The organism is Sedimentisphaera cyanobacteriorum (assembly GCF_001997385.1).
Classification (GTDB): domain Bacteria; phylum Planctomycetota; class Phycisphaerae; order Sedimentisphaerales; family Sedimentisphaeraceae; genus Sedimentisphaera; species Sedimentisphaera cyanobacteriorum.
The window spans coordinates 1,177,411-1,189,598 of record NZ_CP019633.1 but is presented as its reverse complement, the minus strand read 5'-3'; the positions used below and the strand labels follow the sequence as shown (position 1 = coordinate 1,189,598).

The following is a 12,188-nucleotide window of genomic DNA, read 5'->3' as shown; positions in this document are numbered from 1 at the left end:
ATTAATCAATTGTTATTTATTTTGAGGTTTTCTAATGACTTTTAAGAATTATTTTTGTTTGTTTATGTTTGTAGTATCTGTTGCTGTTTTTGCAGAAGGTAATGATAAAAATGAGATTGAGTACACTGATCTTTTTGTGAGGCACGAGAACGGCTATAACACTTACAGAATTCCTTCAATTATAAGAACAAATAAAGGTACTCTATTAGCCTTTTGTGAAGGAAGAAAGGATGGTGTGGGAGATGAAGGTGATATAGATTTGTTAATGAAACGAAGCGAGGATAATGGTGAGTCTTGGTCTAAGCAGGTTGTAATATGGGATGATGGCGATAATACTTGTGGAAATCCTTGTCCAGTAGTAGATAGACAAACTGGCACTATTTGGCTTGGTTTAACATGGAATTACGGCAGTGATCATTTAAAGGGAATTGTTGCAGGGGAAAGTAAGCATCCTCGTATTCCTTATATTAGTAAATCTGAGGACGATGGGCTTACGTGGACAAAACCTAATAATATCAGTGATTCTGTCCGTCGAGATTATTGGAGATGGTACGCTACAGGACCTGGGACTGGAATACAACTCAAGTACGGCAAGAAGAAAGGTCGTTTGGTTATACCAGCAAACCACACAATTAGCTGTGAGTACAAAAAGTTTCAACAGGGGGCGCATGTAATATACAGTGATGATCATGGCAAGACATGGAAACTCAGTGATGTTGCACGCCCTGGATTGAATGAAAGTCAGGTGGTAGAGCTTCTTGATGGGAAGGTTTTGTTGAATTCTCGCAACTCACGTTACAGGGGCAGCAGGGCCTTGTCATTCAGCACTAATTGCGGAGAAACTTGGGACTATGTGTCATACAAATCTAATCTCAATGAACCAACTTGTCAAGCAAGTATTATAAGGTATGCCCCAAATAAGAATAATGATAAGGACATTATTTTGTTCTCCAATCCTGACTCTAAAAAGCGTACCAACATGACAGTTAGAGTTAGTTATGATGGAGCAAAGACTTGGAGTCATAAGAGAACCATTCATGAAGGACCAGCGGCTTATTCATCTCTAACCGTATTAGATAATGGTAAGATAGCTTGTTTGTATGAGGGTGGCAAAGGTTTTAGATATTCAAAGATAATTTTTTCAAAATTTACACTTGATTGGATTATTGATGGGAAGAAATAACTTTAGCCACATAACTCGCTCGGAGCAAATTGTACATAAGTTTATCTATATTAGTTTGTTTATTTTGGGCACAGTTTCTTTAGCACAGAAAGAGAATGAGATGAGGATCTTTAAATGGAAAGAACTGGCAGTTTTGCCTGCAGCTCAGGGGCAGTGTGATGCTCTTGGAGTTGCAGGTCCTTATTCAGGTGTCAGTAATAATGCGTTGATTGTTGCTGGTGGAGCTAATTTTCCTAAACCTTATTGGGAGAACTCCAAAGTTTGGTTGGATGATATCTGGGTTCTTGAAAAAATCAGAGAAGATTATTATTGGAGAACAGGTTTTCGCCTTTATAAAAATATTGCATACGGTATGAGCGTAACTACTGATTATGGTGTAGTCTGTATTGGCGGTTTAGATGAAAAGAAAGTATATAGTGATGCCTTTGTTCTTAGGTGGAACAGTAAAGAGAAAAATATAGTTTGCGAAGAGCTGCCCTCTCTTCCTCAACCTTGCGCTAACGGGGGGTGTACTGCAATTGGTAATAAAATTTATGTTGTAAGTGGGCAGCGTGAAATGGCGTTAGAGTCTGCTGTGAAAGACTTTTGGGCGTTAGATTTAGACAAAAGAGACAATGATGTACTCGAGTGGCAAAAATTAAATGACTTTTCTGGGCGGCCAAGAGCATGTAGCATGACTGTAAGCCAATATAACGGAGAAGAAGAATGCATCTATGTGATAGGTGGAAGATCAAAAGATTCAGGTCAGGAGATTACATTCTTGAATGATATTTGGGAGTATAATCCAGCTCAAAGAACATGGCTGAGGAAAAAATCTGCCGAAAGACCTTTCTGTGCAGGCACAGTATCCTCTATAGGTCGAAACTATATCTATATTTTTGGTGCCTCAGATGGCAGTTTATATGGTAAGGGCGAGATTTTAAAACAAGACCATCCTGGATTCTCTAAAGAAATATTTGTTTATGATACAGTAGAAAATACTTGGTCAATGAATGGGGAAATGCCTAAAACACACGTTACTTCTAATGCTGTTAATTGGAATGGATATATTGTTATTACAAGCGGCGAGATATCCCCAAGGATCAGATCGCCTAAAATTTGGATTGGAAATGGTTTTGAATAATTGAAATAATTATTAGCAAGGCCTGTAAATATAAAAGACGCAAAATAGCTGAATTAATTTGAAATACAAAAAATAATTTTATTTAGAATTTTTAAGGTGGAAAATATGAATAGACGAAATTTTATCAAAAAGGCAGCAATAGGAATAGGTATATCAAATATTGGATTTTGTCTTAATGGTTGTAAATCTTTGGAAAATAAAACTGTTTTTAGCCAGTCCATGCAAAAACCTGATGTGGTTCTTATTATGGCTGACGATTTAGGGTACTCTGATTTGGGGTGTTATGGTGGTGAAATTCATACTCCAAATATTGACAAATTAGCTGAAAACGGTTTACGTTTTTCGCAATTTTACAATTCAGCAAGATGTTGTCCGACACGAGCCTCTCTTCTTACTGGTCTCTATCCTCATCAGGCAGGTATAGGGCTTATGGTTGAAGACCAAGGTTATGAGGGATATAGGGGAACTTTGAGCAAAAATTCCGTAACACTGGCGGAGATGCTGAAGATTGGGGGGTATCAGACTGCAATGGTTGGCAAGTGGCACGTTGCTAGAGATGCCCTTACAAAAAAAAATATTGATAATTGGCCTTTACAGAGAGGCTTCGATAAATTTTTCGGGACTATTCCCGCTTATGGAAGTTTGTGGGACCCGGCAGGTTTAGTTGAAGGAAATGATTTTATTGAGCCTTGGGATGATTTTTTCTATACAGATGCTATTGCAGATAAAGCTGTTGATTATATAAAAACTGCTGATAAAAGTTCACCAATGTTTTTGTATTTAGCAAGCCCTGCACCCCATTACCCGCTTCATGCAAGAAAAGAAACTATAGATAAATACAAAGGTGTTTACGATAAGGGATGGTATGAAACGCGTAAGCAAAGAATAAAAAATGTTAAAGAAATAGGGCTTGTCTCAGAGGATATTGATGTAAAAATACAAGATGAAGCTAGCAAATCTTGGGTAATGGAGCAAAATAAAGATTGGCAGGCCCAAAGGATGCAGACTTATGCAGCAATGGTAGAGGAATTAGATAGGTCAGTGGGGAAAGTTCTTCAAGCAATAAAGAATAATCGAAAAATAAATAATACCCTTATTCTTTTCCTATCTGATAATGGTGGTTCAGCTGAAGGACATCTCAATGATACTATTGAAAGACTTAACAGCCCATGGAATAGTTCTTTCGCTCCTGAAAAAACTCCAAATGGCGAGCCTGTGGTAAAAGGTGATATTCCTGGCAGGCCTCTTGGAGGGCCTGATACCTTTGGAAGCTACGGTCTTAATTGGGCAAGTGTTTCAAATACACCTTTCAGAAGGCATAAGATATGGGTTCATGAAGGAGGGATTTCTACACCTTTTATTGCTCATTGGCCCAATTACATAAATGATGCAGGTTCAATCTGTAATCAGGTAGGGCATATTACAGATATTATGCCTACTCTGTGCGAGGTGTCAGGAACAAAATACCCCAGCATTTTCAAAGGAAAAACCATAAAACCTTATGAAGGGGAAAGTCTGTTTAAGGTATTTGAGGGAGAAAAGCGGCAAAGAAAACCTTTGTTTTGGGAACATGAAGGAAACAGGGCAGTGCGAATTAATAAGTGGAAACTGGTTTCAGAATACCCGGGTGAGTGGCAATGTTTTTACCCTGGACAGGATGGTAAATGGGAACTATATGATATCTCTGAGGATAGAGGAGAACTTAATGACTTGAGCAAAAAATATCCAGAAAAAGTTAAACAAATGGCTAAGAAGTATAAAGAATGGGCAAATAAAGTAGGGGTCGTTGATTGGGAAATTATAAGTAAAGGTTAGGCCGTCTCCAAATTTTATATTTTGTAGTATCCCAAATTTATGGCAGCATCTTAGACTGGAATTATTATGGAAAATGTAACAGAAAAAAAAGAGATTAACGGAGGGGTGCTCGTTCCGATTATTACCCCTGTAGATGAAAATGAAAATGTGGATGAAAAAGCCTTTAGGGCTGTGATAAGGCATTGCATTGATGCAGGCGCGCATGGAATCTTTGCCGGCGGCTCTGCCGGTATGGGGCCTCTTCTTGCAGATGACCAGTGGCAGCGGGCTATGGAGATCGCCAAGGACGAAACTGAAGGCCGTGCAGGACTTGCGGGGGGAGTGATAGCTACTTCTACACGAAGAGCCCTTGAAAAGATTGATATACTCAAAAGGCTCGATTTTCCCAGTATGGTAGTAACGCCTACATACTACATCTCTCTTAAAACAGAGAAGGAGATGCTGTCGCATTTTTCCGCCTGCCGTGAAGCGACAGATATGCAGATGATAACTTACAATATCCCGGGCTGCGTCCAGAGCACTATACCTGTTTCAGTGATCGAGTATATGGCCGAGAAGGGCTGGACTGATCTGATCAAAGAAAGCAGCGGAGACAGGGACTACTTCCTGAAAGTGCTTGGTGTATGTCAGCGGCTTTCAATTGGTGTGATGCAGGGCAATGAGCCGGATATTGAATGGGGGCTTAGGATTGGTGCAGCGGGGATAGTGCCTGTCTGCGCAAATTATGAGCCTGAGGCTTTTGTAGCTGCGGTAAATGCTGCAACGCAGGAAGATTTTCAGCAGCTCTCAGAACTTCAGGAGCATATCTCTTCAGTTCGTGAAGTTTTGCTCTTGGGAGAAGATAAAAACTGGATTGCTGGAATTATGTACGGCTTATCAACCCTTGGCATGGGTATAGGCAGGCCTGTTCGCCCGATTCAGGAATTAACCGAAGATCAGAAAAAGCCTATAGACCGCTTGAAAAACTTTTCAAAAGTTTATTAAAAGGCCAAGGAATGATAGCTCTTAAAGCAGATCAGATAAAGGGCAACTGGGCGACATTGCTTTCAGTATGGAATGATGATTCACTTGATATATGCAGAGTAAAAGAAGAGATTGATACCTTGATTGATATGGAGGTTGACGGGATCTATTCAAACGGTACTACTGGAGAATTTCACTGCCAGAGCGAAGCAGAATTCGATATGATATCAGAGTGTTTGGCGGAAAAATGCAATAAAACTGGTATGCCGTTTCAGATAGGTGTGAGCCATATGTCCGCCCAGATATCTCTGGAGCGGCTCAAGCGGGTTGTTCATTTAGCCCCTTCAGCTGTACAGGTTATTCTGCCGGACTGGTTTCCCGTTACTGATGAAGAGGCTGCTGTTTTCTTAAAACGTATGGCAGAGGCTTCAGAAGGAATCGGTTTGGTATTGTACAATCCTCCGCATGCAAAGAGAGTTCTATCTCCAGAAGAAGTTGGATATCTTTCAGGCGAGGTACCAAGATTAGTAGGCCTCAAAACAGCAGGCGGGGATAAATCTTGGTACGACTCTATGCGAAAGCATATACCGAATTTAAGCGTTTTTGTGCCTGGTCATCTGCTTGCAAGCGGCATCCAGGAAGGAGCAAGCGGGTCCTATTCAAATGCCGCGTGCCTAAACCCTGCTGCTGCTCAGAGATGGACAGATCAAATGCAATATGATATGGATTCTTCCCTTGAGCTTGAAGGGCGTTTGAGGCAGTTTATGGATAATTATATCGTACCTTTCATAACTGAAAAAGGATTTTGCAATGGTGCCTGCGACAGATTTATGGCTGTTGTAGGCGGATGGGCTGATGTGGGAAGCAGGATGAGGTGGCCTTACAGGTCGATTCCTGAAACAGAAGCCCCGCGAGTTCGCGCAGAGGCTCGAAGGCTCGTACCTGAATTCTTTAAATAACTGCTAATTTTTATGAATACATAAAACAGATGATTGATAAATGATTGATCCATTGAAAAAACTTCTCAAACACCTAAACAGCATACTTGAGCCCGAACGGCAAGAAGAGATTGAACAGCGTCATAAAATGGCTCTGCAATGGCAGGATACCGACAGGCTTCCGCTGGTGATGTGTTATCCGTTAGATGAAAGTGCAAATTATAAGCCTTTCCCGCACAGGGAGATTTTTGATAGCCCCGAAAAGATGCTCTATAACGAGCTCGTACATGCATTCGATACAAGCATCGCAATGCGTGATGAAATCAATGATGATTTGCCTTTAACTGTAAGAGCGAATTTCGGGACTGTTTTAGTGGCTTCTATGTTTGGATGCGAAGTGGAAAATGCTGAAGATAATCCCCCATGGGCAAGACATCTTGAATCAAAGGATGAGTTTGAAAAATGCCTCGATAATTTCGACCCATCAGATTTTTCAAGTCCTTGGATGGCAAAAGCAGAAAAAACGCTGAAGGTTTACAAACAGATACTTTCAGAATATCCAAAGCTTAAGAATATGATTCAGATTGTCTTACCTGACCTTCAGGGACCTCTTGACAACGCAGCTATGGTGCGAGGGAGCGAGTTTTTTGTAGAGCTGCTTACCGAGCCGGAATTAACTGCTAAAGCAATGAAGCTTGCCGCTCAGGCTCAGGCCAATGCCGCAAAGCATTTTTCCCCTTATCTTACCGAAAAGGTAAATGGTTTTGCTCACCAGCACGCTGCGATGATACGCGGGAATATACTCCTTAGAAATGATTCTTCAGTTATGATTTCCCCGGAGATGTATTCTGAGAAGATAGCCTGCTATGATGATATGGTTTTAAACGCTATCGGGAAAGGCTCTATACATTCCTGCGGAAAGATTGGTCATGTAGCAGAAAAGTTTATGGAAATACCGCACTGCCTTTCTGTTGATTTCGGCCAGCCCGAGATGAATGATTTAGATACTATTTACAGTATTGCAAAAGAACGAAATATTTCACTTATAAGAGTTTCTGTTTCCAAAGAACAGCTTATAAGTGGTGAAGTGCAAAAACGCTTCCCTACGGGAGTTTCGCTGGTTTACAGGGCTGAGTCTTTTGCTGAAGCACAAGAAATAATGAAGCAGTATGCCGGCAGGTGATTTTCATTATTTGGAATATGAAATGATATTTAAGAGAGTGGCTTTATGAAAATTTTTGAAAAATTGATATATGTTTTTGTTTTGTTCTTATCTATTGCCTGTTATGCGGCAAATGATGAAGCGGTTTCACCAAGATATATGGACTGGACTGAGCTGCCTGAGTTGCCCGATTCGCTCGGCAGGGCAGGGATGTTTTCAGGAGTTCATAACGATGCCCTTATCCTCGCAGGCGGGGCTAACTTCCCAAAACCTGTATGGGAATCTGATAAGCAATGGCATAATGACATTTATGTTTTAACTAAAGCCCCAGAGTCTGACTCCGGTTTCCAGTGGCATACAGGTTTCTCGCTTCCTCGTCCGCTTGCCTATGGAGCATCTGTTTCCACCGAACACGGCGTAGTATGTATGGGCGGGAACGATTCGAAAAGAGCTTACTCTGATGTCTTTATGCTGAGCTGGAATCCGCAAAGCAAAACAATTGAAAAGAAGGATTTGCCTTCTCTGCCTTCCCGCTGCGTTTATGGCGATGCAGCAAAAATAGGCAGCAGGATTTATGTTGCCGGCGGAACAACAGGCAGAGGCCTTGAAACTGCAATGAAGAATTTCTGGTGTCTGGATTTATCGCAGATTGATGAGCCTGATAACCTTAGTTGGCAAAAGCTCCCGCCTTGGCCGGGAAGTCCGAGAGCATTCAATATAACTGCTGTTCAGCACAATGGCAGGACAGACTGCATTTACATTATGAGCGGCAGAGCCGCCAGCAAAGAAGGTGAAGTGAAATTCCTTAAAGACGTGTATGAGTTTAACCCACTTGTGTTTGACCCTGAACAGTACAACCCTGATACGAAAACCTATAACGGTCCTTTAGATCCATGGCGGAAAAGGAAATCACTTCCAAGCAGTGTCATGGCAGGTACAGCTATTGGTGTAGGCCAGAGCCATATATTTGTCTTTGGAGGTGCAGACGGAAGTTTTTGGGGACTTGAGAATGAACTTAAAGACGACCATCCAGGCTTTCCTAAAAAGATTTATGTTTATCATACTATCACAGATACGTGGGTAGAATCGGATAATCTTCCCTCTAATCAGGTTACAACCAACGCTGTTCGGTGGGGCGATGATATGGTAAACGACCCGATTATTATCCCCTCAGGTGAGGTTCGGCCAAGAGTTCGATCTGCTGAAATATGGTCGGGAAAGCCGCTGCAGATCAAAAAAGCAATTGGATGGATCGATCTGTCCACGATTGTGGTTTACCTCGGTATTTTGCTCGGAGTGGGAGTGTTTTTCTCATTTCGAAACAAAAACTCCAACGACTATTTTCGAGGCGGCCAGCGCGTGCCGTGGTTTGTGGCAGGTCTTAGTATTTTTGCAACAATGCTAAGCTCGATAACATTCATAGCAATACCGGCAAAGGCGTTTATGACAGATTGGGTATATTTCTGGGTTAATATGTGCGCCGTAGTTTTGGCTCCGTTTGTTATAATATTTTTCCTTCCATTTTTTCGCAAGATTGATGCAACCAGCGCTTATGAATATCTGGAGAAACGTTTCAACCGTTTTGTCCGCCTTTTTGCAAGCGCATCGTTTATCTTCTTCCAGATTGGAAGGATGGCAGTAGTTATGTATTTGCCGGCTCTTGCTCTTGCAGCTATTACGCCTCTCTCGCAGATACAGTGTATTATGGCCATTGGCGTCTTGAGCCTTATTTACTGCACTATGGGCGGTCTTGAAGCGGTTGTATGGACTGATGCAATTCAAACATTCATTCTGCTTGGTGGTGCTTTTTTCAGCTTTGCATTGATTATTAACGGCATTGAAGGAGGTTTTGGAGGTTTCCTTGAAACGGCCTCTGCTGACAACAAGTTCCATCTGGTAAACTGGGACTTTTCTTCTGTGAGCTTTGCAACTACGGCTCTGTGGGTCGTGGTTCTTGGCGGGCTCGGGCAGCAGTTAGTACCTTATTCTTCAGATATGGCTGTTGTTCAGAGATATATGTCTGTATCCTCTATGAAATTTGCAAAAAAGTCCATCTGGACTAATTCTATAACTATTATACCCGCCTCAATACTTTTCTTTGGCGTTGGGACAGCTCTGTTTGTTTTTTACAAGGACAATCCCGCCCAGATTGACCCGACATTCAAGAACGATGCAATATTCCCTCTTTTTATCGCTCGTGAACTTCCCGTAGGGATTGCAGGTTTAGTAGTGGCAGGCGTGTTTGCCGCTGCCCAATCCACTGTTTCCACAAGTATGAACAGCACAGCTACTGCCTTTGTAACAGATTTCATAAGGCCTTTCAGTTTGTTGAAAGGCGAAAAAGCATTTCTTCGTTTAGGCCGGATTATGACTTTCACGTTCGGTTTGCTGGGCGTTGTATTGGCTCTGCTGTTTGCCACCTCCGACATCAAATCACTGTGGGATATGTTTATGACAATCCTCGGCCTGATGGGAGGCGTGATGTGCGGGCTTTTCTGTTTAGGCATATTTACAACACGCGCAAACGGCGGCGGCGCTGTGATAGGGGCAATTCTCGGAGCGGCAGGCCTGTATTGTGTGCAGAAATATACCGATGTGCATCTGCTGCTCTACGGAACCATAGGAATAGTCCTGTGCGTGGTAATCGGATACGCTGCGAGCCTTTTTATGCCGAAAACTCCGGAAAAGACCGAAGGCCTTACAGTGCATACATTAAATGGCAAAAATACTTGGTCTAAAAATTAGATTCCCAGAATATTAAAACTTTAAAGGATTGTTATTATGAAGTACAAAAACTTTACTATCAACTTGAATATTATTATGATCACTTTTTTTCTTTGCTTTTGCAGTTATGCTCAGTCTTCTCAAAAAATGCCTCTTCTTATTGATATCTCAGATGATACAGAAAGGCACGTGGAGATTGCTGAGAGAACAGGGGATGTTTGTCAGGTACGCCCTGCAACTCTGCTGCTTCCGGATGGTGAAACAATTTTTTGTGTATGCAACATAGTCGACGGCGGCAACTCAGGCCTAATGGCTGTTAGTCATAACGGTGGTATAACATGGAAACGAATAGATGAAAGATTGCCGGCGTCCTTCAGCAGCCATGAAAATTGTCCCAGTATCTACCGGATGAGGGATATGCAGTCTGGTAAAACCAGACTGTGGATTTTCTCTGCAAGCCCGAGTATGCCGCGTATTATGAGTGAGGATGGAGGAAAAACCTGGACAGAAAAAAACCTCTCAATTTTGACTGCGTTATGACTTTCAGCAGTATAGTCAGATTGTCTGATGGCAACTATTTGGGTTTCTGCCACGGCAAAAAATCGGATTCGTCAGTTGTACTTCAGAGCAAAACTGATGATGGTGGATTGACATGGTCAGACCCCCGAGTTATTGCCGATGTGAAGGGTAAAGACCCTTGTGAACCTTATGTCTTTATGTCGCCTGATCAGAACGAGCTTTGCTGCATTATGCAGGAGAACACACATCAAGGCAGAAGCCTGATGATGTTCAGCAAAGATGAAGGAAAAACATGGAGCAATTCGGTGAAAACCTCATTGGGATTAACTGGAGACAGGCATCAAGGAGTTTATACTCAAGACGGGAGGCTGGTTATAGCTTTTCGAGACAGAGCAAAAGGGAGCCCTTCTTACGGTCATTTCATTGCTTGGGTAGGAACTTATGAGAACGTGCGTAATTCAAGTCCAGGAGAATATCGTATTAAACTGCTGCAGAGTAATGCTGGCACTGATTGCGGCTATCCAGGAATAGAGATCTTGCCGGATGGAACAATTGTTGCGACAACCTACATTAAATACAAAGATAATAATAACAAGCATTCTGTTGTAAGTACCCGTTTCAAAATCCATGAAACAGACTTGATAGCAGGGAAAAAGGCGGTTAGTAATAGTTTTGAGCTAAACAGCAAGCCTTATTTCAAAAAGCAAACCCTTTTTAGAAAAAGGAAAGCAACAGGAAAAATTCGTTCTCCTCATATAATTGTTGCTGAAGATGGAACTGTTCTCGCTTTCGCCGGTTATTGCTCTTATCTTCGCAAAAGCACCGATCAAGGCAAAACTTGGTCTTCGGAAGAAAACCTCTCAGAAAAGGGGATTAAAGGATCAAATGTGGTTAAAGATGGTGTTACAGGTGATATTTTAATTCTTCATACGTCAGGAAAATCTTCCTTTTTATTCAGAAGTGAAGATAGTGGAAAAACATGGAAGAAAGAGGATATAACCGTAAAACCCAATTTTATGGGGCATGGTGCTGCTCCGGGTAATGTTCCGATTAATATAGGGGCTATGTCCACAGGTATTACGCTGAAGCACGGAAAGCATAAGGGCAGGCTTTTGATTCCGGGGAGAGTTCAGCTTCAGCCGCCGAAAGCCAAAGGGAAAAAAAGCAGCGGTATTGGATGTATAATTATAACACTTCAATGTACAGCGATGATCGAGGGAAGACTTGGCAGGTTAGTGATGGTATTATGACTGGAACAGGGGAGGCAGCTCTGGCGGAGCTTGCAGACGGGCGAATCTATTACAACTCAAGATCTCATATGTCGGTCGATCATAAACGCAGAATAGCTTGGAGCTATGATGACGGCGAAAGATATGTTGATTGGCAAGTTTCTGATGAATTGTATGAAACAGGTGAGCCGTTTTATTTCAAATACGGCAGAAAACCCTCATATGGTATTCGTGCGGGGCTGTTCAGAGTTCCTGACAAAGCAGTTAAAGAGCTTTCAGACGTGTTGATTTACAGTGTGCCCGATTGGAAGGGCGGCTGGCGATATCAAATGTCGGTCTGGGCGTCCTTCAACGGTGCCGCAACATGGCCGGTTAAGCGGTTGATAGATCAAGGCCACAGCGCTTATTCCTGCCTATCAGCTGATGAAGATGGGATGATTTACCTGCTGTATGAAGCCGGCGATAAGAAATTGTATGACCAGATAAACGTTGCTGTGTTTAACTTGCAGTGGCTGGTAGAGAATCAATAACC

Annotated in this window: 10 protein-coding genes; all 10 read left to right on the top strand. The window is 42.1% G+C overall.

The features are described from left to right. Positions 1–34: 34 nt before the first annotated feature. Positions 35–1,183 carry a sialidase family protein gene (locus L21SP3_RS04580; RefSeq protein ID WP_077539578.1) on the top strand — a complete coding sequence of 383 codons (1,149 nt, stop codon included), beginning with the start codon at positions 35–37 and terminating at the stop codon, positions 1,181–1,183. Then, entirely contained in the window at positions 1,170–2,306 is a 1,137-nt protein-coding gene (locus L21SP3_RS04575; RefSeq protein WP_077539576.1) for a Kelch repeat-containing protein, read from the top strand. The genes L21SP3_RS04580 and L21SP3_RS04575 overlap by 14 nt, the downstream gene beginning before the upstream one ends. 105 nt (positions 2,307–2,411) lie before the next feature. Then, the gene (locus L21SP3_RS04570) at positions 2,412–4,121 is read left to right on the top strand and encodes an arylsulfatase (RefSeq protein WP_077539575.1); all 1,710 of its coding nucleotides are present in this window, start codon (positions 2,412–2,414) and stop codon (positions 4,119–4,121) included. A gap of 66 nt (positions 4,122–4,187) precedes the next feature. Further along, positions 4,188–5,105: a dihydrodipicolinate synthase family protein gene (locus tag L21SP3_RS04565; RefSeq protein ID WP_077539573.1), complete on the top strand. Its 918-nt coding sequence runs from the start codon at positions 4,188–4,190 to the stop codon at positions 5,103–5,105. Positions 5,106–5,116: 11 nt separating this feature from the next. Then, positions 5,117–6,043, top strand: coding sequence for a dihydrodipicolinate synthase family protein (locus tag L21SP3_RS04560; protein ID WP_077539572.1), 927 nt, complete (start codon positions 5,117–5,119; stop codon positions 6,041–6,043). 40 nt (positions 6,044–6,083) lie between these two features. Beyond that, positions 6,084–7,205, top strand: a complete 1,122-nt coding sequence (locus L21SP3_RS04555; protein WP_077539570.1) for a uroporphyrinogen decarboxylase/cobalamine-independent methonine synthase family protein — start codon at positions 6,084–6,086, stop codon at positions 7,203–7,205. Between the two features lie 45 nt (positions 7,206–7,250). Further along, positions 7,251–9,929, top strand: coding sequence for a sodium:solute symporter family transporter (locus L21SP3_RS04550; protein WP_077539568.1), 2,679 nt, complete (start codon positions 7,251–7,253; stop codon positions 9,927–9,929). A 36-nt stretch (positions 9,930–9,965) separates the two neighbouring features. Next, the gene (locus L21SP3_RS12105; protein ID WP_227806812.1) at positions 9,966–10,448 is read left to right on the top strand and encodes a sialidase family protein; all 483 of its coding nucleotides are present in this window, start codon (positions 9,966–9,968) and stop codon (positions 10,446–10,448) included. A 20-nt stretch (positions 10,449–10,468) separates the two neighbouring features. Then, a complete protein-coding gene (locus L21SP3_RS04545; protein ID WP_227806811.1) occupies positions 10,469–11,677 on the top strand; it encodes a sialidase family protein in 1,209 nt (402 codons plus the stop codon). Further along, positions 11,605–12,186, top strand: a complete 582-nt coding sequence (locus L21SP3_RS04540; RefSeq protein WP_077539567.1) for a sialidase family protein — start codon at positions 11,605–11,607, stop codon at positions 12,184–12,186. Before L21SP3_RS04545 ends, L21SP3_RS04540 begins: the two co-directional genes overlap by 73 nt. Positions 12,187–12,188: the final 2 nt, after the last annotated feature.

Coding starts and splice junctions, on each gene's coding strand:
- L21SP3_RS04555 (WP_077539570.1), top strand. CDS start 6,084: ATGATTGATCCATTGAAAAAACTTCTCAAACACCTAAACAGCATACTT.
- L21SP3_RS04560 (WP_077539572.1), top strand. CDS start 5,117: ATGATAGCTCTTAAAGCAGATCAGATAAAGGGCAACTGGGCGACATTG.
- L21SP3_RS04575 (WP_077539576.1), top strand. CDS start 1,170: ATGGGAAGAAATAACTTTAGCCACATAACTCGCTCGGAGCAAATTGTA.
- L21SP3_RS04540 (WP_077539567.1), top strand. CDS start 11,605: ATGTATAATTATAACACTTCAATGTACAGCGATGATCGAGGGAAGACT.
- L21SP3_RS04565 (WP_077539573.1), top strand. CDS start 4,188: ATGGAAAATGTAACAGAAAAAAAAGAGATTAACGGAGGGGTGCTCGTT.
- L21SP3_RS04550 (WP_077539568.1), top strand. CDS start 7,251: ATGAAAATTTTTGAAAAATTGATATATGTTTTTGTTTTGTTCTTATCT.
- L21SP3_RS04580 (WP_077539578.1), top strand. CDS start 35: ATGACTTTTAAGAATTATTTTTGTTTGTTTATGTTTGTAGTATCTGTT.
- L21SP3_RS12105 (WP_227806812.1), top strand. CDS start 9,966: ATGAAGTACAAAAACTTTACTATCAACTTGAATATTATTATGATCACT.
- L21SP3_RS04570 (WP_077539575.1), top strand. CDS start 2,412: ATGAATAGACGAAATTTTATCAAAAAGGCAGCAATAGGAATAGGTATA.